The 22,430-nt window shown below is 61.8% G+C and carries 18 protein-coding genes; 7 read left to right on the top strand and 11 right to left on the bottom strand.

Going from position 1 to position 22,430, the window contains the following annotated elements; all coding sequences use genetic code 11:
* Positions 1 to 69: 69 nt before the first annotated feature.
* Positions 70 to 390, bottom strand: coding sequence for a DUF2282 domain-containing protein (locus ACP15W_RS01925; protein ID WP_424931137.1), 321 nt, complete (start codon positions 388 to 390; stop codon positions 70 to 72).
* Positions 391 to 513: 123 nt separating this feature from the next.
* On the opposite strand from ACP15W_RS01925, the gene ACP15W_RS01930 reads away from it, so the two are divergent.
* The 7 genes from ACP15W_RS01930 to ACP15W_RS01960 all read left to right on the top strand — a co-directional run bounded on the left by ACP15W_RS01930 (position 514) and on the right by ACP15W_RS01960 (position 7,545).
* Positions 514 to 1,020, top strand: a complete 507-nt coding sequence (locus ACP15W_RS01930) for a thioesterase family protein (protein ID WP_424931138.1) — start codon at positions 514 to 516, stop codon at positions 1,018 to 1,020.
* A gap of 53 nt (positions 1,021 to 1,073) precedes the next feature.
* Positions 1,074 to 2,198, top strand: coding sequence for an ABC transporter permease (locus tag ACP15W_RS01935; protein ID WP_424931597.1), 1,125 nt, complete (start codon positions 1,074 to 1,076; stop codon positions 2,196 to 2,198).
* On the top strand, positions 2,198 to 2,980 hold the full coding sequence (locus ACP15W_RS01940; RefSeq protein WP_424931139.1) for an ABC transporter ATP-binding protein: 783 nt from the start codon (positions 2,198 to 2,200) through the stop codon (positions 2,978 to 2,980). Before ACP15W_RS01935 ends, ACP15W_RS01940 begins: the two co-directional genes overlap by 1 nt.
* 3 nt (positions 2,981 to 2,983) lie before the next feature.
* A complete protein-coding gene (locus tag ACP15W_RS01945) occupies positions 2,984 to 4,720 on the top strand; it encodes an MlaD family protein (protein WP_424931140.1) in 1,737 nt (578 codons plus the stop codon).
* Positions 4,721 to 4,728: 8 nt separating this feature from the next.
* Positions 4,729 to 5,379, top strand: a complete 651-nt coding sequence (locus ACP15W_RS01950) for an ABC-type transport auxiliary lipoprotein family protein (RefSeq protein ID WP_424931141.1) — start codon at positions 4,729 to 4,731, stop codon at positions 5,377 to 5,379.
* Between the two features lies 1 nt (position 5,380).
* Positions 5,381 to 6,442, top strand: a complete 1,062-nt coding sequence (locus ACP15W_RS01955) for an ion channel (RefSeq protein WP_424931142.1) — start codon at positions 5,381 to 5,383, stop codon at positions 6,440 to 6,442.
* A 92-nt stretch (positions 6,443 to 6,534) separates the two neighbouring features.
* Positions 6,535 to 7,545, top strand: coding sequence for a hypothetical protein (locus tag ACP15W_RS01960; RefSeq protein ID WP_424931143.1), 1,011 nt, complete (start codon positions 6,535 to 6,537; stop codon positions 7,543 to 7,545).
* Between the two features lie 7 nt (positions 7,546 to 7,552).
* On the opposite strand, the gene ACP15W_RS01965 is transcribed toward ACP15W_RS01960, so the two are convergent.
* From ACP15W_RS01965 to ACP15W_RS02010, 10 genes are all read right to left on the bottom strand, one after another.
* Complete coding sequence (locus ACP15W_RS01965) at positions 7,553 to 8,497, bottom strand: acetamidase/formamidase family protein (RefSeq protein WP_424931144.1); 945 nt, start codon at positions 8,495 to 8,497, stop codon at positions 7,553 to 7,555.
* Between the two features lie 33 nt (positions 8,498 to 8,530).
* Entirely contained in the window at positions 8,531 to 9,184 is a 654-nt protein-coding gene (locus tag ACP15W_RS01970) for a TenA family protein (RefSeq protein ID WP_424931145.1), read from the bottom strand.
* Positions 9,185 to 9,284: 100 nt separating this feature from the next.
* Positions 9,285 to 10,430, bottom strand: coding sequence for a porin (locus tag ACP15W_RS01975; RefSeq protein ID WP_424931146.1), 1,146 nt, complete (start codon positions 10,428 to 10,430; stop codon positions 9,285 to 9,287).
* A gap of 111 nt (positions 10,431 to 10,541) precedes the next feature.
* A complete protein-coding gene (gene glgX / locus ACP15W_RS01980; RefSeq protein ID WP_424931147.1) occupies positions 10,542 to 12,533 on the bottom strand; it encodes a glycogen debranching protein GlgX in 1,992 nt (663 codons plus the stop codon).
* On the bottom strand, positions 12,530 to 14,161 hold the full coding sequence (locus ACP15W_RS01985) for an alpha-D-glucose phosphate-specific phosphoglucomutase (protein WP_424931148.1): 1,632 nt from the start codon (positions 14,159 to 14,161) through the stop codon (positions 12,530 to 12,532). Before ACP15W_RS01985 ends, glgX begins: the two co-directional genes overlap by 4 nt.
* An 8-nt stretch (positions 14,162 to 14,169) precedes the next feature.
* Positions 14,170 to 15,603, bottom strand: a complete 1,434-nt coding sequence (gene glgA, locus ACP15W_RS01990) for a glycogen synthase GlgA (RefSeq protein WP_424931149.1) — start codon at positions 15,601 to 15,603, stop codon at positions 14,170 to 14,172.
* 4 nt (positions 15,604 to 15,607) lie between these two features.
* Positions 15,608 to 16,867 (bottom strand): glucose-1-phosphate adenylyltransferase, encoded by a 1,260-nt coding sequence (gene glgC, locus ACP15W_RS01995; protein WP_424931150.1) that lies wholly within the window; start codon positions 16,865 to 16,867, stop codon positions 15,608 to 15,610.
* Between the two features lie 46 nt (positions 16,868 to 16,913).
* Positions 16,914 to 19,133 carry a 1,4-alpha-glucan branching protein GlgB gene (gene glgB, locus ACP15W_RS02000; protein ID WP_424931151.1) on the bottom strand — a complete coding sequence of 740 codons (2,220 nt, stop codon included), beginning with the start codon at positions 19,131 to 19,133 and terminating at the stop codon, positions 16,914 to 16,916.
* 33 nt (positions 19,134 to 19,166) lie between these two features.
* The gene (locus tag ACP15W_RS02005; protein WP_424931152.1) at positions 19,167 to 21,629 is read right to left on the bottom strand and encodes a glycogen/starch/alpha-glucan phosphorylase; all 2,463 of its coding nucleotides are present in this window, start codon (positions 21,627 to 21,629) and stop codon (positions 19,167 to 19,169) included.
* A gap of 102 nt (positions 21,630 to 21,731) precedes the next feature.
* The gene (locus tag ACP15W_RS02010; RefSeq protein WP_424931153.1) at positions 21,732 to 22,427 is read right to left on the bottom strand and encodes an orotate phosphoribosyltransferase; all 696 of its coding nucleotides are present in this window, start codon (positions 22,425 to 22,427) and stop codon (positions 21,732 to 21,734) included.
* Positions 22,428 to 22,430 lie beyond the last annotated feature (3 nt).

A 22,430-nucleotide genomic window follows, 5' to 3' on the forward strand; every position in this document is an offset into this window, starting at 1 on the left:
GATCCGGCCGCCTGCTTCGTCGGCAAGTCCTTGTCGTCTATCCTGCCCCTTCACTCTGTCCTGAGCGGCTTAGGACCCGGTGTCGCGGGTCAGCGGCTCCAGCGCTCCGCGCCTTGGTGTGCCGTCAGGCTGCACGGGAAGAACCATTGTGGTGCAGGTGCCTTGGGGAACGAAGATCCATGCATTGCCCTGGTAATCATGACGGCTTTCGCCAGGTGCGACGTGATCGCCGATACCATCGTTCTCGCCCGCAAGCGCCACTCCATAGCAGCGTTCCTGCGACTGTGCTGGAGCAGGCGCGCCAGATCCGGCCACGAAAGCAACTGCAAGGAAGAGTGCGGCTGCACCCCGGAGGGCGCGTGTTGGGGCCGGATGAAGAAATTGTCTCATGGCGTGCTCCCGAAACTACAGTTGAGGGGTGCGTCAGAATGCACGCAAGTTCAAGCCCTGTCCTTTCTTTCCGGCATATGCCACTGTGCGGAAGCTCAGCTTCCCCATCGAACGAGACGACGGATGACCCGACTGACGCTGCCGGACCTGCCCGATCCTGTGCCCTCCGAACCGCTGGAGCTTGTCCGCCTGCGCGTGATGCCGAGCTGGCTCGATTACAATGGCCACATGACGGAAGGGCGCTATCTCCTAGCCTGTTCGGAGGCGACGGATGTCTTCCTGCACCTCATCGGCGTGAACCCGGATTACGTGGCGGCGGGGCGGAGCTATTACACGGTCGAAACCCACATCATGCACCTCGACGAGAGTGCTGCAGGCGATCTGCTGATCGGGCGGCTGCGGGTCCTGTCAGCCGATGAAAAGCGCCTGCATGTCCATGTGGAATTTTCGGTGAACGGTCGACCGGTCGCTGCGCTCGAGCAGATGCTGCTCCACGTCGATGCCAGGGAAGGTCGCGCCGCACCGGCGGATCCGGACGTGCTTGCCCGCCTACAGCCCATAGCGGATGCGCATGCTGCGCTCGAACGCCCCTCGGGCGTGGGCCGGTTTGTGGGCCAGCGCCGTGGCTGAAAAGCGCGCTGCCAAGGTGGGATGAAGGGCCGGTCATGAACATGCAGGCGGCCATGGGCGCGCAGCCGCAGATCGATCTGGAGCGAAGCGGGGACGGCGCACGTCTCCACCTCGGTGGTCCGCTACGGATCGCGACGCTTCACGACTGGCAGGCGCAGGCCATGCCGGAAATCGGGCACGTTGCGCTCGTCATCGACATTCGTGACGTGGTTTCTCTCGATACGGCGGGAGCTTGGTTCCTGCTCGATCTCGAGCGGCGGCTTGCGGCCGGCGGCGCGGAGGTGAGCTTTGATGGCATGAGCGCAAAAACGTCTGCGCTCATGGAGATCGTCCGAGACAATCTTCCCCGATCCGAGGAAGAGCCTGAGGCGAAAAAGGGACTGACGGGGTGTCTGGAGGATCTTGGCAGGACGACATGGAGCGTATGGCGAACCATGCTCGAGCTCAATGGCCTGCTTGGTCAGCTCCTCGTTCGAGGCGCGGGTCTCATTGTGCAGCCCGGCCGTCTGCGCTGGACGGCCATGGTGGCGCATATGCAGGCGGCGGGCCTGCAGGCCTTGCCGATCGTGGCGCTGATGTCCTTCCTGATAGGGGTGGTGATGGCCTTTCAGGGGGCGGTGCAGTTGCGTGCCTTCGGGGCAGAGATCTTCGTGGTGGATCTGCTCGCGATCTCGATTCTGCGTGAACTTGGCGTGCTGCTCACCGCGATCCTGGTCGCCGGGCGTTCGGGCTCGGCCTTCACGGCGGCGATCGGTTCGATGAAGATGCGTGAGGAGATCGACGCCATGAGGACCCTGGGGCTAGACCCGGTGGAGGTGCTGGTTCTGCCGCGGGTTCTGGCGCTCGTCATCATGCTGCCGATCCTGGCCTTTTTTGCCGATATTGCCGGACTGCTGGGCGGGGCGCTGATGTCCTGGATCAATCTCGGCATATCTCCAGGCCTCTTTCTCGCGCGGCTTCTGGAGGAGACGGATGTCTGGAACTTCGTCGTGGGGATGGTCAAGGCGCCGTTCTTTGCCGCGACGATCGGGCTGGTCGGCTGCTTCGAAGGACTGAAGGTGGAGGGCAACGCGGAATCGCTCGGTGCGCGCACCTCTCGCTCCGTCGTCGAAGCGATCTTTCTGGTGATCGTGCTCGATGCGCTCTTCTCGGTCTTCTTTGCGATTGTGGGGGTCTGATGGAGGACGCCGAGCGGGAAAAGGTTGTCGAGGTACGTGGGCTCTCCACGCGGTTCGGCGATCATGTCGTCCATGAGGATCTTGATCTCGATGTCTATCGCGGCGAGGTGCTCGGCGTCGTCGGCGGGTCGGGTACCGGGAAATCGGTGCTTTTGCGCGAGATCGCGGGTTTGATGCGCCCGAGTTCGGGGCAGATCCGAGTGTTCGGCACCGACATGGAGCGCGCAGACGAGGAGGAGCGCCAATCAGTGGAGCGACGCTGGGGCGTGATGTTCCAGGATGGAGCGCTTTTCTCGACCCTCGACGTGCAGGGCAATGTTGCGGCGCCCATGCGTGAGCAGCTTTCCCTCGATCCGCACACGCGGGCGGCGCTGTCGCGGCTCAAGGTCTCGATGGTCGGCTTGCCAGAAGTGGCGTGTTCGAAGTTTCCTTCGGAACTATCGGGCGGGATGCGCAAACGGGCGGGGCTCGCGCGCGCGCTCTCGCTCGATCCGGATCTGGTTTTTCTCGACGAGCCAACCGCCGGGCTCGATCCCATCGGGGCCGCTGCCTTCGACGATCTGATACGGAACCTTGCGGATTCGCTCGGCCTCACGGTGTTTCTGGTGACACATGATCTGGACAGCCTGCACGCCATCTGCAATCGGATCGCCGTGCTGGCGGAGAAGAAGGTGCTGGTGACCGGGACGATGCAGGACATGCTCGAAGTGGATCACCCGTGGGTTCGGTCCTATTTCCATGGGCCGCGTGCGCGCGCAGCCCTCGGCACGCGGCAGGAGTAAGCCATGGAAACACGTGCAAATTTCGTTCTGATCGGTGCATTCACGGTTGCCTCCCTGCTTGGATTGCTGGGATTCTTCATCTGGCTGGCGCAGTATCAGGTCGATCGCAAGTACGACTACTACGACGTGTTGTTCACCAATGTTTCTGGGCTGTCCCAGGCCGCCGATGTCCGGTTCAACGGCTTGCCGGTTGGACGGGTGGTTTCCATGCGGCTCGTGGAGGGAGATCCCTCCGTCGTTCGGGTTCGGATCGAGGTGCAGGATGGCCTGCCGGTCAAGTCCAATACGGTAGCCACTGCGCAGGCCCAGGGCGTGACGGGGATCTCGTTCGTTTCCCTCTCCGGGGGTAGTCCGGGGGCGGGGCCCCCGCCTGAAGGACCGGGCGGTCTGCCGACGCTTCAGGCGGAGCGATCCATTGTGGAGAAGCTCTCGGAGGATGGCCCAGATCTCCTGACTGAGGGCATCTCGTTGCTGCGCGATCTTCAAGGTTTTGCCAGCGAGCAGAACAAGGATTATGTCTCGAACATTCTCAACAACGTGAATGTCGCCTCGCAGCAGCTCGAGACGGCGCTGACCGATTTCTCCGATATTTCCCAGACGGTTTCCCGCGCCACCGATCAGATCTCGGCCTTTACGGACCAGTTGCAGCCGGTTGCGGAGTCGCTGCGCACGGCGCTCGATCAGTCGGGCACGCTGATTACCTCGGCCACGGCCGCTTTCGACGATGCGCAGACGACCCTGCAAGCCGCGACGACGACTATGCAAACGGCCGATGGAACACTGAAGGAGGTCGATACGCTGATCACCGGCGATGTGGCGGCAATGATCTCGGATCTCGCGCAGACCGCCAGCGAGTTGCGTGCCGATCTCGACAGGATCGCGGAGTCCGCGGATGGCGTCATCACGGATTACGGAACCGTCGCGGAGGTGGCGACTGCACGCCTCACAGAGCTTGCCACGACCCTTGCGACAATCGAGACTGTCATGGCCGATGCAGAGACGACCCTGAGCGATGTGGACTCGGCAGCCATCGCATTCGAGGAACTGGTGGAAGGCGACGGGGCCGAGCTGGTGACGGAGTCGCGGGCGACCCTGGTGAAGGTGGACGCCGCGCTTGACGCGATCAACGGGGTCCTGAACAGCGATATGCCCGCGGTCGTGGCCGATGTTCGGGAAGCTGTCGCTACAGTCAATCGTGTCATCAGCGAGGTGGGCGGAGACGTGACGGCGTTGACGGGGCAGTTCGAGCCACTGTCGGAAACTGCGCAGGAGGCGCTGATCGTTGCCACCCAAACGCTGCGTCATGCCAATGTGACGCTGGGGGGGCTCGATGCGGTGATGGAAAGCGCCGATGGAACGCTGAGCGCAGCGGAAGAGACGTTCGACGAGCTCAATGGGGTCATCCGCGAGCAGGCGCGCCCCACTGCCATCGAGATTCAGCAGGCGGCGGCCAAAATCGGTGGTGCGGTGGACGAGATCACCGCCGAAATACCCGCTGCGGTCAGCGATCTGCGCAGTGCCATGGCCAGTGCCTCAGCGACTATGGCGCGGATCAACACCATCGTGGAAAACTCCGCCGCCCCGCTCGACAATTTCACGCAGACCGGACTGCCGGAAATCACCCAGTTCACACGCGAGTTGCGAGAACTGATCGAACGGCTCGACCGGATTGCCGGAAAGCTGGAGCGTAATCCGGCGCGCTTCATTCTGGGTGGTCAGGCGCCCGACTACAGGAGATGACGAAACGGATGATACTGCTACCTTTGCGTCCCCTTGCCGCTTCGGCTTGCGGTCTGTTTCTTCTGGCTCTTGGAGGCTGCGGGACGATTGCCTCCCTTGATGATGCCTCGCGCCATCTCGATACGTTCGAACTGAATCCCATTGAAGTTGCCGGCGTCGCAGGTGGTGGCGCGGGTGGTGCGACGCTCTATGTGGCAGAGCCTTTGGCGACGGGTGCGATTGCCTCTGACCGAATCGTCATCAAACCCGATCCCTACCGGGTCGCATTCCTGCCCGATGGGCGGTGGGTGGACCCCGCCGGCACACATGTTCAGCAGATCATCACGCGGTCCCTCTCGCGGCTCAACCGCTACGGCCTTGTCACCTCCAGCACGTCCGCGCCGCTGCCCGATTATTCGCTCGTCACGGATCTTGAGGCTTTCCAGATCGAGGTGGCGCCTGCAGACGCGCCCGCGCCCTACCGCGTGGTGATCCGGCTTCAGGCTGCCATGGTTCGCGAATCCGACAGCCGCATCATCGCACGCCAACGGTTCGAGGCGGCGGCCTTCGCGGCCAATTCGACACCCGGGGCGGTCATTCCGGCCTTCGATGTGGCAATGGAACAAGTCCTGCGCGGGCTGACATCCTGGGTCACGGCGACGTCTCCGGGCGGGGTCTGAGGTGGTGCGCCAAATGGGGCGGTGCGCGGCACTTCTTGTCCTTGCCCTGCTCGCGATAGGAACGGCGGGCCGTGCGCAGGAAGAACCGGAGCGGCTGCGGGTCGGTATCGCACATGCGCCGCCCTACACGATACTCGGGAAGGATGGCACCTGGCACGGAATGAATGTTTCGCTGTGGAACCGGATCGCCACGGCGCAGGATCTGGATTTCGACTGGGTGGTCGATGACCAAGGCGATCCCGTCGCGCAGGTGTTGGATGGGCGCGCGGATATTTCGATCGCGCCGGTATCGGTTGATGCGGCCGCTGAGAGGCAGATCGATTTCAGCTATCCCTACAGCCGCGACGGTTTTGGTATCGCGATCAGGGAGGATCGCTGGCAAGGCGTGATTGCAACCCTTCGGGCAATCTCTTCGCTGGAATTCGCCTTGACCATGGGTCTTCTTTCACTTCTGGCCCTCGTGGCAGGAACGGTGATCTGGTTGCTCGAGCGGTGGAGAAACGGAAGCTCGTTTGCACGCACGGCGCGGCCGGGGGTCGGGGACGGTTTCTGGTGGGCGGTGGTGACGATGACCACGGTTGGCTATGGCGACAAGGCACCGATCACGCCACCGGGTCGGATCGTTGCAACGTTCTGGATGTATGCCGCGCTGATCCTGACGGCGGTTGCGACGGCACAGCTGACCGCTCGCATCTCGCATGACACCCGCGGTTTCCAGATCGTCGAACTGGAAGATCTTACCGGGTTGCGTGTCGCCGTGCTTCCCGGTGGCGGGGCTCGGGAGGAGCTTTCTCTGTTGGGGGCGACCGTTGTTCCGGTAGATGATTTCGATCAGGCTTTCGGTATACTAGAAGACAACACCGCTGATGCATTTGTTGCAAATCGCGAAGCGCTTAAATGGTACGCATCTTCGAAAGCCGAAATAAGCCTATTGGGTTTGACTATTGGCTTCAATGACTACGCATTTGTGCTACCCGAGGATTGGACATTGCGTAATACGATTAATGTGTCATTATTGAATGTAATTGCGCACGAGGATTGGCGAGTTTCACGAGATCAGTAGAGTGTGCCCAAGACGAACTTGGCAATTCGGGTCATGATCTGCCGATCGGACTAAGCAGTCTTTGACCCGATATAAGATGACGGGACAGTCGGATGCTGGTCGACGGTAGATCATATCGGTCTTTGTGGCTCGATAGGGACGGGCGCACGGTCCGAATCATCGATCAACGCTGGCTCCCCCACGAGTTATGGGTCGTAGGGCTCAACACGCTGGACGAGGCGATCGACGCGATTGCCGAGGGGCGTGTCCGCGGTGGCCCACTCACCGCGGCAGTGGCTGCCTATGGCATCGCTTTCGCAATGTTCGAGAACCCTTCCAATCTCTCCCTGATGCGAGCCTGCGGCCGATTGGCCCATGTCACCGCGGCAAGTGCGGAAGCGGGCTGGGTGTTGCGGGAGATGAACCGGGATCTGCTGTTTCGGCAGCCTTGGCAGCGGCGTGAGGCGGCATATGTCCGAGCGCTCGATCTCTGCGAAACCGATGTCGCCAATCGGCGCAGGATCGGCGAGCATGGTGTTACCATCCTCAAGCAAATGTCGATACAAAGGCAAGGTCGGCCCCTCAAGGTTCTGGCTCTCAGCAGCGCAGGCTGGTTGTCCGCGGTCGATTGGGGCTCGGCCTTCGCACCGATCTACAGCGGTCGCGAGGCGGGCATTCCGATGCACGTCCTGCTGGATTCGGGGCTCGATCAGCGTTCGAGTGCTGCGCTCATACGTTGGGAATTGGCCGGGCAGGGGCTCTCGCACTCGACGATCTCGACCGAAACCGGTCCCGATCTGATGCGTGAAGGCCTCGTGGATCTGGTGTTTCTCGACGCACAGAGTGTTTCCCTCCAAGGCGACGTGCGCAATCTCGAACCGGCGAGCCAATGGGTCGAACATGCGAGTGCGCATGGTATCCCGTGCTATGCCGCCGCAACCTTTGCCGCGATCGGCTGGGGGGATCTGGCAGAGCATGATGATGCAGTGCCGCTTCTCAATCAGATCGGGTCCGACGTAACCATGTCGCAGCATCTGACAGGGCTGATCACAGAGCGTGGCATATGCCGACCGGCGCGCGATGCACTCGGGCTGCTGTTTCCCGACCGGATCGAGGCGGCCTGAGAGAACCTCAGTTGAAGATCGTGCGTGGCATGTAGAAGCTCATGACCCAGTTCGGGGCATCGACCACTTCCGATACGCGAAGATCGCCGCAGACGGATGCAAGCATGTAAGCATCGATCGCAGCGAGGCCTTGCTCTGCGCATAGGAGGTCGATCATGCCGGAGACCGCATTGCGCGCGCCTTCCATCATGTCCGGGCCGACGCCGGTGGTCACTTCGTAGCCGTCCACGTCGAGATGGCGAGTGACGGGACCGGGCGTGGTGAAGCGGGGAAAGGTAAGCGGCGTAGACTTGATGAGATCGAATTTCAGGCAGACGTCTATGGCGCTTTCGATGGCGGTGCCGCAGACTTCGCCGTCGCCCTGTGCGGCATGGGTGTCACCGACGGAGAAGAGTGCGCCGGCGACCTCAATCGGAAGGTAGAGCGTGGTCCCGGAGCAGAGATCGCGGATGTCCAGGTTGCCGCCGACCCGGCGCGGAGGAATGATAGAGTGGCGCCCCGCCTCGGCAGGGGCGACGCCGAGTGTTCCGGCAAAGGGGCGCAGCGGCACGCGCGCATGAGACCCGTATGCGACAGGATCGAGCGAAACCGCGTCATAGTGCCAGAGGTGCAATTCCGGGTCCGGGAACTGATCGGCCAGAAGGCCAAAGCCCGGAATGTTGGCGGTCCAGCCGAAGCCCGATGGCGTGAAAGCCTCTATCTCGACCTTGAGCACGTCACCCGGTTCGGCTCCATCCACGAAGATCGGCCCGGTCACCGGATTTACACGTGCTGGATCGTTCGCCGCGAGGTCGGCGGCGATACTCGATGCAGTGATCTGACCGTCGGAACTTTCGCGGCACTTGAACGCCACGCGTTCACCCGGGGCCACGGTCTCCACCGGCGCGATGGACCTGTCCCAGCCGAAATGGTGGTGATGCGCATGGATCGTGTAGGCGGGAGCGTTGCACATGTTGCGTCCTATGGTCCCGGCCTACAGGCGCGATCATTCCATCGCGTTGTAGGCCGCGTCGAAGAAGGCGTGTTCAAGGTGAACGGCCTCTCGGAAGAGCGCCTCGATCTCGGTGCGCGTCGTTGCATCTGCCCTTTCCCAAGCGGTATCAAGTTGGCTTCTGAGATACTCGACGACACTTTCGAAGCCTTCACCTGCGTGAAGCGTGATCCATTCGGCAAAGTAGAACGGCAGGTTCGGATCCGGTGGATGGAACGGGGCAGCCCAGCTGAGGTAGCTCCATTCCGCCACCACGAGGACGGCGAGCATGTGTTCGTAGCGCCCGGAGGCAGCGGCGCGCGCCATGAGGTTCTGGAAGGCCGCGGTTTCGGGAGCCGCCGCAATGTCTGCGCCGCCATCGGGTACACCGAGGGTTTCCAACGCCCGAAGGAAATAGGTATTTTCGGGCCCGGTGATCACTGCGAGGAACTGTGCAGCCGGCACGCTGTCGGCCAGGCCGGGTGCGTGGGCGATGGCCGAAGCGAGCAGGCGGACGAAGCCTTCCACGAACTTGTAGTCCTGGGTGAGATACCAGGCCATCTTGTCTCTCGACAAGGTGCCTGCCGCGAGCTCGGAGCAGAAGACATGCCGGGTGGCGGCCTGCCAGTCGCTCTCGCATTGCTCTTTGAGGTTATCGGTCGGGCGCATATCGGGAAATTTTCAGAGAAGAAGGCCAAGCGCAACGACAAAACGAAACGGCCGGGCAATTGGCCCGGCCGCAACGATCGATCAGGATGTCGATGCGCGATCAGAACTTGATGCGCAGTCCGGCCATGGTCGAGAGACCGTCTTCGTAATCCGATACATCATCGTCATACTCGAACTGACGCATGGAAACATACCACTGGCTGTTCCAGTTATCGACGTTCTGGACCATGGCGAATGCATAGGAGGTGCTGTCCGCCCCGTCGGAGGAGATGTCCTGTCCGTCATAGTAGTCGACGGAGAAGGCTGTCGATCCGACTGCGAAGAATTCCCGCTCGAGGCCCAGCTTGGCATAGCCGTAGCTCGCGTTCACATCGGCATCGTTCTGACCCCCGGCAAGGGTGAAGCTGAGACCAGTGGGCGTGTGCAGGGTGGAGAAGGAGGCCGACAGGATGTCCGCATCATCGCCTTCGTCGCGGGCATATCCGACCGATGCGGCCACTTCGACCGTATTGTAATCGGCGGCATAGGTGGCCGCGATGTCGTAGAGGCTGTCGTCGTCGTCGTTCAGGGTATCCTGTCCGTATGATGCCTTAAGGGTGAAGCCTGAGAAGGTCGGCGTGTCGTAGCGGACGCGCATCTTGCGGCCCAGGCCGTCCAGGTTGGAATAGGCGCCCGATGTCGTGACGTTGGAGAGCGTGCCGTCATCCTCGCGGAAGAGACCGCCGCCGATGTCGGAGACGCTGGAGTAGGCAATGACGCCCGTACCGGAAAGGTCGGTTTCCGCGGTGCCGTCTGAGGCCATGCTGCCTTGACCGAGCCAGAACTTGCCGACGCGCTCGCTCGAGAAGGCGATCTCGGCCTTGCGGAAGTTGGTCTTGTCGAAGCCGTAGTCGGCGCCGTTCTTGTCGAGCTGGTTGACTGTGTTTGAGGCATGCGGCTGATACTCGAACTCGATGTTCGAGAACATCTCCCAGCCGCTGTCGAAATTGGTCGTCGACGTGATCCCCAGCCGGGTGCTGGAGTTGTCGTTGTCGACGAGGCCATAGCTGGTCGACTCGTCGCCATCGTCAAAGGTCAGGATGCCCTTGTTGATCTGACCGTAGAGCTGGATCGCGGTGTGGTCGCGGAAGTTCCATTCCAGCGGCTGGATACCCTGGCTGTCCTGAGCGATTGCAGCGGTTGTCGGCAAGGCGCAGGTAGCGAGCGCGGCGAACAGAACACGGCTCTTCATGCTGAGTGAAGTCATGACTAATTCCCCCAAAAATGGTTTCGAACTTAAGGCGTCGAACCGCCCTTGGGCGGCGCAACAGACAGCGCCAATCTATGCGCGTATCCGTGACACGGAAGAGACACGAAACTAAACGGTTGCGTTTCGTTTTGACCTGTTGCCTTTATGCATCCCCTCCCGGACGAGGCGAACGCTGCGGGCGGGGACCGCGATTTTTCCCAAGGACGCTTCACTCCAAGCGTATCCATCACGGGAGGGTAGTTCAAACTCCAATTGAGTAACTGATCGATTGAAGAGCACAGCGAGGCGCGCTCCATGCGTATTGCGGAGGATCATCGCAAAGGCGCTCCCTCCCGGATCCTCCCAGTTCTCGGGCTCCATGGCGTTTCCGTTCGGCATGTGCCAAGCCACGTCCGGTATGCCAGTCTCATCGGTCTCGCCACTGAGGAAGGTTGTCCCGGAGAGCACCTTCGTCCGTCGGCGCAAGGTGGAAAGTTCTGCGGTGAAGGTTTCCAGATCCCGGTCGCGGCCCTCCCAGTCGATCCAGGCGATCTCGTTGTCCTGGGCATAGGCGTTGTTGTTGCCCTGCTGGGTTCTGCCGAATTCATCGCCGGCGGTGAGCATGATCGTGCCGCGGGAGGCAAAAAGGGTGGCGAGCATTGCCATGATGTCAGCTCTGCGCGCCCCGAGGATATCGGGATCGTCCGTGGGGCCCTCGACACCGTTGTTCCAGGAGAGGTTGTCGTTGTGGCCGTCTCGGTTTTCCTCGCCGTTGGCCTCGTTGTGCTTGTGTGCATAGGTCGTGAGATCGGCGAGGGGGAAGCCGTCATGCGCGGCAATGAAATTCACGCTGCGCGTCGTTTTTCCTGTGAAGCTGTCACTCGACCCGGCCAGGGCGGAGGCGAATGGGCCGAGCATATGGCCATCACCGCGCCAGAAGCGGCGCACGCGGTCGCGGAAGCGGTCGTTCCATTCCAGCCATCCGTCGGGGAACTGACCGAGCTGATAACCGCCCGGGCCAATATCCCAAGGTTCCGCAATCATGATACGAGTAGAAAGCACAGGGTCGGCGGCAATCTCCTGGAGGAGCGCCGCTTCGGCGCTGAAGCCTTCCATGCTGCGTCCCAGGATCGGGGCAAGATCGAAACGGAAGCCGTCCACGCCCGCGTATCGCACGAAATGACGCAGGGACTCGAGGACGAGACGCCGCACCATGGGATGGTCGCAGGCAAGCGTATTGCCGCAGCCGGTGTCGTTGATCAGTGTGCCATCCGCCGCATGTCGGAAATATGCAGCATTGTCCACGCCGCGGAGCGAGAGTGTGGGGCCGATCGCGTCACTCTCGCCGGTGTGATTGTAGACAACGTCGAGGATCACGCCGATCCCCGACTTGTGGAGCGCCTTGGTCGTCTCGGCCAGTTCAGCTATCCCGCCGGGGCATATGCGCGGGTCGGGCACGAAATAGGCAACGGGGTTGTAGCCCCAGGCATTGGTGAGGCCGAGGGGAGGCAGGTGACGCTCGTCGATCCAGGCGACAATGGGCATGAGTTCGACCGCGCTCACGCCGAGCTTCTTCAAGTGTTCGATGACGGGGGGCTCCGCGAGAGCCGCCACGGTGCCGCGAAGACGCTCGGGAATGTCCGGGTGGCGCATGGTGAAGCCACGCACGTTCAACTCGTAGACCAAGCCACCAGGCGTGAATTTTGGGGCAGCGGGGCGCTTGGGCCGGGGCAGGGTGGTGACGACCGATTTCGGCATCAGGGGCGCGGTGTCGATGCCCTCTTCGCGCGGTGCGGCAAGCCGAGGGTCATAGGCGAAGGGCCGGTCGATCGCATGGGCATAGGGATCGACGAGGAGTTTCGCGGGATCGAACCGGTGACCCTCATGCGGCGCGAAGCGGCCATCGACCCGGTAGCCATATCGCGTTCCGGGCCCTGCCTCCTTTACGGTGGCCGAGAATATGCCGTCCTCCGCGCGCGCCATCTCGATACGCGCAGTCTCCTCCCCGCTCTCGGCGTCGAAGAGGCAGACCCATGCGTGCTCGCCTGCGCCTGACCAGAGCGAGAAGCGAGTGCCGCCCCTGACGGTCCGCGCCCCGAACTCCGCTGCGTCTTCGCTCAAGTGATGACGTCCGGTGCGTCGCGACCGGTGCGCTGCTTGATGCCTGCGAGATCCTCTGCGGCCCCGATAACATCGGCGAGGGCGGACTGGGTTTCGAGCGCGAGCTTGTCGGGATCAGTTGCGAGGCGTTCGAGGTAGACGCGGAGCGTCGCCCCGGCCGTGCCCGTGCCGGACAAGCGGAAGACCATGCGGCTGCCATCCTCGAACATCACGCGAACGCCCTGGTTCTCGCTCACCGAGCCATCCACCGGATCGTGATAGGAGAAGTCGTCGGCCATGCTGACGAAGAGACCGTTGATCTTCGTGCCGGGCAGGCTTGACAGTTCGGCGCGCAGATGGGCCATGAGCCCCTCCGCGGCATCCGCGTCGATGCCCTCGTAGTCGTGGCGGGTGTAGTAGTTGCGGCCATATTCCCGCCAATGAGCCGCGACGATGTCCTTCGCCGGCTCCTTGCGGGCGGCCAGGATGTTCAGCCAGAGCAACACGGCCCAGAGCCCGTCCTTTTCGCGGACGTGGTTCGAGCCGGTGCCGGCGCTTTCCTCGCCGCAGATCGTGGCCTTGTCAGCATCGAGCAGGTTGCCGAAGAACTTCCAGCCCGTGGGTGTCTCGTAGGATTCGATGCCGAGCTTCTCGGCCACCCGGTCGGCAGCACCGCTCGTAGGCATGGAGCGAGCGATCCCCGACAAGCCGCCCTTGTAGCCCGGAGCCAGATGGGCATTCGCGGCGAGAAGCGCGAGCGAGTCCGACGGCGTGACGAAGATCCCCTTGCCGATGATGAGATTGCGGTCGCCGTCGCCATCGGAAGCCGCCCCGAAATCGGGTGCATCTGCGCTCATCATCAGGTCGTAGAGTTCCTTGGCGTGAACGAGGTTCGGATCTGGATGATGCCCACCAAAATCGGGAAGCGGGGTTCCGTTCTTCACCGTGCCCTTGGCGGCGCCGAGACGGTTCTCCAGGATCTCTGTGGCATACGGGCCGGTGACGGCATGCATGGCGTCGAAGGACATGGTGAAGCCGCCATCGAACATCGCCTTGATGGCTGGGAAGTCGAAGAGGCTTTCCATCAGTTCGGCATAGGCCGCGACCGGATCGACTACCGAGACCGTCATGCCGCCAAGATCGAAATCACCAAGAGCGTCGAGATCGAGATCGGGTGCGTCGATGATCTTGTATTCCGAGATCGACTTCGTGCGCGCGTAGATTTCGGCAGTGACCTTCTCTGGCGCCGGGCCGCCGTTGCCCGTGTTGTATTTGATGCCGAAATCCTCCTTCGGCCCGCCTGGGTTGTGGCTGGCCGAGAGAATGATGCCGCCGAACGCGCCGGACTGGCGGATGACATTCGAGGCAGCAGGTGTCGAGAGGATGCCGCCCTGGCCCACGATCACCTTGCCGAACCCGGCAGCGGCGGCCATCTTCATGACGATCTGGATCACTTCCCGGTTGAAGTAGCGTCCATCGCCCCCAACGACGAGTGCCTTTCCCTCGAACCCTTCAAGGCTGTCGAAGATCGACTGGACGAAGTTTTCGACGTAGTTGGCTTGCTGGAAGTGCGGTACCTTCTTGCGCAGACCCGAGGTGCCGGGTTTCTGGTCATCGTAGGGTTGGGTAGAAACGGACCTGATCATCACTCTCGTCCTTATTCGGAAACCAAAGAAGCAAAAAGACTGGCGTATTCGGCGGCGCTGCGGTTCCAGGACACATCGAGCCGCATTCCTTGTCGCTGCATGGCAGTCCAGAGCTTCGGATTTGCCTTGAACTCGACCAGCCTCTGGATCGCCTCGACCAAGGCAAAACCATTGTCGGGTGGGAACTGGATGCCGGTTGCCACGCCGGCAGCAAGCGCTGCGCTATTCGCGTCGATCACCGTGTCGGCGAGCCCTCCGGTGCGCGCAACAACCGGAATTGTGCCGTAATGCTGGGCATAGAGCTGCGTGAGACCGCACGGCTCGAAGCGCGAGGGAATGAGGATGGCGTCGGCGCCGCCCTGCATGACATGCGCAAGCGCCTCGTCATAGGTGAGCTGAACGCCGATCCGCCCCTCATGCACACCCGCAAGCGTGAGGAACCAATGTTCGAGGCCGGGATCGCCTGTTCCCAGCACCGCCAGTTTCGCCCCCATTTCAACAAGTTCAGGTACCACCGACGCCACGATGTCGAGGCCCTTCTGATCCGTGAGACGGCTCACGACGATGAAGAGCGGCGCGTCATCGGCATCGAGCGAGAAGCGCCCTTCAATAAGGCGGCGATTGGCGACACGCGCCTTGAGATTGCGGATCGAAAATTGCGTGCCCAGGTGAGGGTCGGTCTCGGGGTTCCAATCCTCGATATCGATGCCATTGACGATGCCGTGGAGGTGGTCGGATCGGGTCGAGATCAGCCCGTCGAGCCCCATGCCGAAGGCAGGAGTGCGAATCTCCTTGGCATAGGTCGGGCTGACAGTCGTCAGCGCCCAGGCGGATTGCAATCCGGCCTTCAGGAAGCCGACTCCGCCATAATACTCGACACCGTCCACGCTGTAGGCATGGGGTGGCAACTCGAGCCGGCTGAAGATCTCCGGGCTGAACTGCCCCTGGAAAGCGAGATTGTGGATCGTGAGCACCGAGGGTTTTTCGATCCCGCGATACTTCATGTAGGCGGGGACAAGGGCTGCTTGCCAATCATGGGCATGGACGAGGTCGGGCACGAACTCCGTGAACGCGCCACCCGCAATCAGCGCGCCAGCCAGCGAAAAGGCGGCAAAGCGGTGCCAGTTGTCGCTGTAATCCTTGCCGTCCGTATCAAGATAAGGCCCGCCCTGCCGGTCGTAGAGTCCAGGTGCGTCGAGGATCAGGAGGTCAAGCTCGCCTGCCTTCGCGGACAGGAGCCGTGCGGGCACGCCGAGCAGGGTTCCGAAATCATGGATGGGCACAGCAGGCCCCGCCTTTTCCATCAGCCGGGGGTAGCCAGGCACGAGGGTCTTCACTTCCATGCCCATGCGAGAGAGCGCGGGAGGCAGGGCGCCGGCGACATCCGCAAGTCCACCGGTCTTGATCAGCGGGTAGATTTCCGACGCAACCGAAAGAATTCTCATCAGATCACAGATCCAACTTGTCGATCATTTTCTGTGTGATGAGGCATACACCATTGTCGGTGCGGCGGAAGCGTTTTGCGTCAAGCTCGGGGTCCTCGCCGACAACCAGTCCTTCTGGTATGCGCACGCCGCGATCTACGACGACTTTCGAGAGCTTCACGTTGCGCGAGACATAGGTGCTGGGGAGTATGACGGCCTCCTCGAGATTGGAGAACGAGTTCACCCTCACGCCCGTGAAGAGCAGTGTGCGCCAGAGCCGCGCGCCCGAGACGATGCAGTCCCCGGAGATCAGTGACGACACAGCCGCGCCCCGCCGGCCTTCCTCGTCATGAACGAACTTTGCTGGCGGCGTATTCTCCGCGTGGGTCCAGATCGGCCAGTGCCGGTCGTATAGATCGAGCTCCGGGGTCACGTCCGTCAGGTCGATGTTCGCTTCCCAGTAGGCGTCGACCGTGCCCACGTCGCGCCAGTAGGCATTCGCTTCCGAGTTGGAACGAATGCAGGAACTGCTGAAGCGATGCGCCATCGCCTTGCCGCCCTTCACGAGCATCGGGATGATGTCCTTGCCGAAGTCGCGGCTGGAGTTCGGGTTCGCAGCGTCTTCACGCAGAAGCTCCATGAGCTTTGCCGTGTGGAAGACGTAGATCCCCATAGAGGCCAGCGCCACGTCCGGATTGCCCGGAATTCCCGGCGGATCTGCGGGCTTCTCGACGAAATCGGTGATCTGATCCTTCTCGTCCACGTGCATCACGCCGAAACCGGTGGCTTCCATGCGTGGCACCTCGAGACAGCCCACCGTCACGTCCGCGCCGGAATTGACGTGGTCCTGCAGCATGATCTCGTAATCCATCTTGTAGATGTGATCGCCTGCAAGGATGACCATGTATTCGGGGCCGTAGCCCTCGATGATGTCGACGTTCTGGTAAACCGCGTCTGCGGTGCCTTCATACCACTGGGTTTCCGAGACACGCTGACTGGCAGGCAGGATGTCGAAGCCTTCGTTGCGCTCGTGGCGCAGGAAGTTCCAGCCGTTCTGCAGGTGCCGGATGAGGGAGTGTGCCTTGTATTGAGTGGCGACGCCCATCCGCCGAATGCCGGAATTCAGCGCGTTGGAAAGGGCGAAGTCGATGATCCGCGTCTTGCCCCCGAAGTAGACCGCGGGCTTGGCCCGCAGATCTGTCATTTCCTTCAGGCGACTGCCGCGCCCCCCTGCGAGCACATAGGCCATGGCGTCGCGCGACAGTGGATAGCTTCTGGTCGCCATCGTCTTTCCCCCTAGTTTTTTTCTCGGTGCGGCTCTTCGTTCGGCCTTATTCTTCGGGCTGGTATTCAAGCCAGATCGTTGCAAGTGGCGGCAACGACATTCTCGCGCTGACGCCGTGGTCGTCGGGGGAGGCCGTCACCTCGCCCATGTTGCCGACACCGCTGCCGCCGTAGCCTTCGGCATCGGTGTTCAGGATTTCCTTCCAGGCCCCCGCATGCGGGAGCGGCATCCGGTAGTCATGGCGCGGAACCGGCGTGAAGTTCGTGATCACCGCAACCGGATTGGCGCCGGGAGCCTTGCGCAGCCATGCGAAGACCGATGTGTGGTGTTCGTCAGCCAAGAGCCATTCGAAGCCTTCGCCCTCGCAGTCGCGTGCATGGAGCGCCGGCTTGTCCCGGTAATGGTGGTTGAGGTCCGACACGAGGTCCTGCACGCCCTTGTGCAGGTCGATGTCCAGCTGGAACCAGTCGAGGCCACGAGCCTCGCTCCACTCTCGCCCTTGCGCGAATTCCTGCCCCATGAACAGGAGCTTCTTGCCCGGATAACCCCACATGAAGGCGTAGTAGGCGCGAAGGTTCGCGAATTTCTGCCAGCCATCGCCCGACATCTTGCCGATCAGCGAGCCCTTGCCATGGACGACCTCGTCATGGCTTAGCGGGAGAACGAAATTCTCGGAGAAGGCGTAGAGCAGGCCGAAAGTCAGTTCGTTGTGGTGATACTGCCGATGGATCGGCTCGTAGGACATGTACTGCAGCGTGTCGTGCATGAAGCCCATGTTCCACTTGAAGCCGAAGCCCAGGCCGCCGTCATGCACCGGCTTGCTCACACCGGGCCAGGAGGTGGATTCCTCCGCCATTGTCAGGATGCCCGGATGGCTTGCGTAGACCTCCTTGTTGAAGTCCTGCAAGAACTGCACGGCCTCAATATTCTCGCGGCCACCATACTTGTTCGGGATCCACTCGCCTTCCTTGCGCGAATAATCGAGGTAGAGCATGGAAGCCACGGCATCCACGCGCAGCCCGTCGATATGGAACTTCTCCGACCAGTAGAGTGCGTTGTTGACCAGGAAGCTCTTCACCTCGCTGCGACCGAAATTGTAGATCGCCGTATTCCAGTCCGGGTGGAAGCCCTGTCGCGGGTCCGCGTGCTCGTAGAGCGCGGTTCCGTCGAATTTCGCCAGCCCGTGCTCATCGGTCGGGAAGTGCGCGGGCACCCAGTCGAGAATGATCCCGATACCAGCCCGATGCGCCCCGTCCACAAAGCGCGCAAAGGCCTCCGGATCGCCGAAACGCGCAGAGGGCGCGTAGAGGCCGGTAGTCTGGTAGCCCCAGGAGGGATCGTAAGGGTGTTCGGAAATTGGCAGGAACTCGATATGTGTGAAGCCCATCTTCACTGCGTAGGGAATAAGTTCATCCCCTAGTTCGTCCCAGGACAGGAAGGTGCCATCCTCGTGCTTCTTCCAGGAGCCGGCATGAACCTCGTAGATCGATATCGGCTGACGGCGCGCATCGCAGTTGGACCAGTGCGCGCGGTGGTCGGAATCGCCCCAGTCGTGGTCGAGTTCTGGCGCAACGATGGAGGCCGTCGCGGGCCGCAATTCGCTTTCGCGCGCAAACGGATCGGCCTTCAGCGGCAGCCGGTTCCCGTTGCTGTCGATGATCTCGTATTTGTAATGCAGTCCCGCGGTCGCATCGGGAATGAAGATCTCCCAGATGCCGGTATCCACACGAAAGCGCATGGAATGGCGCCGCCCGTCCCAGGCGTTGAAATCGCCGACAACGGAAACACGCCGGGCATTGGGCGCCCAGACCGCGAAATGCACGCCGTCTACACCCTCATGCGTGAGCGGGTGCGCACCGAGCTTGTCGAAGAGGCGCAGGTGGCTGCCCTCTCCGATATAGTAGTCATCCAGCGGCCCGAGCACCGGGCCGAAGGTGTAGGGGTCGGTAAATTCCCAGCTGTCGGTCGCATTGCGCGCCTTGTATTTTAGCGGCTGTTGCTTGCGGATCTTGAGCTTGCCAGCAAAGAGACCATCGGGGTGCAGGCATTCGAGAACGCCTGCACTCTTGCCCCCGAGCGTGAAGGCCTCGACGCTCTCCGCGCCCAGAACGAGCGCGCGGGCGACGAGGCTTTTTTCCGGTTTGTGAATGCCCAGTACCGAGAATGGGTCCCTGTGCTGCCCGGCGACGATGGCGTCGATTTCAGCTTCGCCGAGTGCCGGGTCTTTCAGCACAGCTTTTGTCGCTGTCTCTAGGTTCTGGCTCACGGGATCCCCTCTTCCTCTCAGGATGCTATGCCACTACACGGGCACATTCCAGATTTCTTTTGAATACTCCCGGATGGACCGGTCCGACGAGAACCAGCCCATGCGGGCCGTGTTGAGAATGGTCTTCTCCCACCACGACTTCGGATCGGACCAGATCGCATCGACCCGGCGCTGAGCGTCGGCGAAGCTGTCGAAGTCCGACGCGACCATGAACCAGTCATGGTCATAGAGCCCGGCGACCAGATCGCGGTACCGGTCCGGATCGTCCGGGGAAAACACGCCGGATGCGATTGCATTCAGCGCCTGGCTGAGTTCGGGCGAGCTTTCGATGATGGAGCGCGGATTGCTTCCGCTCGCCCGGCGCTCGGCCACTTCTTCGGCCGTCATGCCGAAGATCACGATGTTCTCGGCACCAACCTGTTCGCGCATCTCGACATTGGCGCCGTCGAGCGTGCCGATGGTCAGTGCGCCATTGAGCGCGAATTTCATGTTGCCGGTGCCGGAGGCTTCCATCCCGGCGGTCGAGATCTGTTCGGAAAGATCTGCGGCGGGCACGAGTACTTCTGCAAGGCTCACGTTGTAGTTCGGGATGAACAGCACCTTGAGCACGTCGCGCACGCTCGGATCGCCATTGATCACCCTGGCGACATCATTCGCCAGTTTGATAATGAGCTTGGCGTTGTGATAGGAGGGCGCGGCCTTCCCGGCAAAGATCTTCACCCGCGGAACCCAATTCTTCTCGGGGTGCGAGCGGATCTGGTCGAAGAGCGCAACCGCCTCGATGATATTCAGAAGCTGGCGCTTGTATTCGTGGATGCGCTTGATCTGAATGTCGAACATCGAGTTAGGGTCGAGCCGGACACCCATTCGCTCCCGTACGAGTTCGGTAAGCCGATCCTTGTTGCGACGCTTCACCTTGGCGAACTCGTCCTGGAAGGCGGGGTCGGTCGCGTATTCCTCAAGATTTCGCAGCACGCGAATGTCATCGAAGAACTTGTCCCCGATCGTGTCCTTGATGATCCCCGTCAGTCCCGGATTGCACTGCATCAGCCAGCGCCGCGGGGTGATCCCGTTTGTCTTGTTGTTGATCCGGTCGGGATACATCTTGTGCAGGTCGCGGAATACGGTCTGCTTCATCAGTTCGGTGTGAAGCGCGGACACGCCGTTGATCGAATGCGCGCCGACGAACGCGAGGTTGCCCATCCGCACCCGCCGCTCGCCGCTCTCGTCGATCAGGCTGATGTTGCGGATCGCATCATCCCCGAAGCCGTGTTCCTGCCCGGCCTTGCGCAGAAGGTGCGCATTGATTTCGTAGATGATCTGCATGTTGCGCGGCAGAAGTCTTTCGAACAGGGGTACGGGCCAGCTTTCCAGCGCCTCCGGAAGAAGCGTATGGTTGGTATAACTGATGGTGGCCTGCGTAAGTTCCCAAGCCTTGTGGAAATCGAGTCCATGCAGGTCCATCAGGATGCGCATGAGCTCCGCGACACACACGGCGGGGTGGGTGTCGTTGAGCTGGATCGAAACCTTGTCCGAAAGGTTGTCGAGCGTGCCGAACTGGTTCATGTGGCGGCGCAGGATGTCCTGGAGAGACGCCGAGGAGAAGAAATACTCTTGGCGCAGGCGGAGCTCCTGGCCCGAGGGCGAGGCATCGGCGGGGTAGAGCACGCGCGTCAGCGCATCAGCCCGGTTGCTCTCCTTGAGCGAGCCGATGTGATCGCCTGCGTTGAAGGCATCGAGCCGGATCGGCGCGACCGGCTCGGCGTTCCAGAGACGAAGCGTATTCACGCGCGCCGCGCGCCACCCGACGACGGGTGTATCATAGGCAGAGGCGATGACCTGTTCGGCCGGGTGCCAGACGAACTTCTCCTCTTCGCCAACCGCTTCGTGATAGTCGACATAGCCTCCGAAGCCGACAACATAGGCGCTTTCGCGGCGGTCGAATTCCCAGGGGTTGCCGTGCTCCAGCCATGTCTCGGGGTATTCGAGTTGCCAGCCATCCTTGATCCGCTGGCGGAATAGGCCGTGGCGATAGCGGATGCCATAGCCATAGGCGGGCACCCCGACGGTCGCCATGCTCTCCATGAAGCAGGCGGCGAGCCGACCCAGGCCGCCATTGCCAAGCGCCGCATCAGATTCGAGCTTGGCGATTTCCTCGAAATCGACGCCGAGCTGGTCGAGCGCTTCCTTCATCTCTTCCAGAATGCCGAGGTTGGAAATCGCATCGCGCATGAGGCGACCGATGAGAAACTCGAGGCTGAGATAGTAGACGCGTTTGCCGCCGGATTCGTAGGTGGCGCGGGTCGACTCCATCCAGTGCTCGATGGCCCGGTCGCGGGTGACGAGGATGGTTGCCATCAGCCAGTCATGGGGCTTGGCAACCTTGGGGTCCTTGCCGACGCGGTAGCAGAGACGACCGATGATTTCGCGGGCGATATCCTCGGGCTTCGATGAACGCGGTTTGGGAAGCATGAAGGCGTTGTCGGGCTTGTTCACTTTGTCTCTCCGCTCTTCCGTTTGAATGCGGTTGAAGAAAACTGCATGGCTCTTGCTCATGCATCAGCAGCACAGTCGTCGCATCAGGTCCGCACCCGCGGATCAGCTCGCGATCGTATCCACCCCTCCGCGCGCGGCGGACCATTCCAGCGGCGCATCGAGAAAGGCCTCGACCTCTCTGAGCGTTGCTTCGTCGAAATGCCCCCCTGCGCGGGCTTCGGACAGCACATCCCTCCAGACGGCGAGATAGTGTAGCTTCAACCCGTGATTCTCCAACACCGATTGGGTCTGGTCAAAGATTCCGTAGTAGAAGACCACGGCGGTATGCGCGCATTCTGCCCCGGCTGTGCGCAGCGCCTCGGCAAACTTGATCTTGGAACCGCCGTCGGTGGTGAGATCTTCCACCAGAAGCACACGGCTGCCTTCCTCCATATAGCCCTCGATCTGCGCATCGCGGCCAAAGCCCTTGGGCTTCTTGCGCACGTAGAGCATCGGGAGGCCAAGCCGCTCGGAGATCCAGGCCGCGAAGGGAATCCCGGCCGTTTCGCCGCCGGCGACCGCGTCGAACCGCGCAAACCCCGCATCGCGCAGGAGCTTGGCACAGGCGAAATCCATCAGCGCAGCGCGCACGCGCGGGAAGGAAATCAGCTTGCGGCAGTCGATATAGACCGGCGATGCCAGTCCCGAAGTGAGCTTGTAGGGCTCGTCGGCGCGGAAGTGCACCGCCTTCACTTCCAAAAGCATGCGCGCGGTCAGGCGCGCCATCTCGGCGTCGTCGGGGAATGAGTTCGCGAACATCGC

This window comes from Amaricoccus macauensis, assembly GCF_049800915.1.
GTDB lineage: Bacteria > Pseudomonadota > Alphaproteobacteria > Rhodobacterales > Rhodobacteraceae > Amaricoccus > Amaricoccus macauensis_A.

Coding starts and splice junctions, on each gene's coding strand:
- ACP15W_RS01975 (WP_424931146.1), bottom strand. CDS start 10,430: ATGACTTCACTCAGCATGAAGAGCCGTGTTCTGTTCGCCGCGCTCGCT.
- ACP15W_RS01945 (WP_424931140.1), top strand. CDS start 2,984: ATGGAAACACGTGCAAATTTCGTTCTGATCGGTGCATTCACGGTTGCC.
- glgA (WP_424931149.1), bottom strand. CDS start 15,603: ATGAGAATTCTTTCGGTTGCGTCGGAAATCTACCCGCTGATCAAGACC.
- ACP15W_RS02010 (WP_424931153.1), bottom strand. CDS start 22,427: ATGTTCGCGAACTCATTCCCCGACGACGCCGAGATGGCGCGCCTGACC.
- ACP15W_RS01970 (WP_424931145.1), bottom strand. CDS start 9,184: ATGCGCCCGACCGATAACCTCAAAGAGCAATGCGAGAGCGACTGGCAG.
- ACP15W_RS01940 (WP_424931139.1), top strand. CDS start 2,198: ATGGAGGACGCCGAGCGGGAAAAGGTTGTCGAGGTACGTGGGCTCTCC.
- glgC (WP_424931150.1), bottom strand. CDS start 16,867: ATGGCGACCAGAAGCTATCCACTGTCGCGCGACGCCATGGCCTATGTG.
- ACP15W_RS01935 (WP_424931597.1), top strand. CDS start 1,074: ATGGGCGCGCAGCCGCAGATCGATCTGGAGCGAAGCGGGGACGGCGCA.
- ACP15W_RS01925 (WP_424931137.1), bottom strand. CDS start 390: ATGAGACAATTTCTTCATCCGGCCCCAACACGCGCCCTCCGGGGTGCA.
- ACP15W_RS01960 (WP_424931143.1), top strand. CDS start 6,535: ATGCTGGTCGACGGTAGATCATATCGGTCTTTGTGGCTCGATAGGGAC.
- ACP15W_RS01950 (WP_424931141.1), top strand. CDS start 4,729: ATGATACTGCTACCTTTGCGTCCCCTTGCCGCTTCGGCTTGCGGTCTG.
- ACP15W_RS01965 (WP_424931144.1), bottom strand. CDS start 8,497: ATGTGCAACGCTCCCGCCTACACGATCCATGCGCATCACCACCATTTC.
- ACP15W_RS01930 (WP_424931138.1), top strand. CDS start 514: ATGACCCGACTGACGCTGCCGGACCTGCCCGATCCTGTGCCCTCCGAA.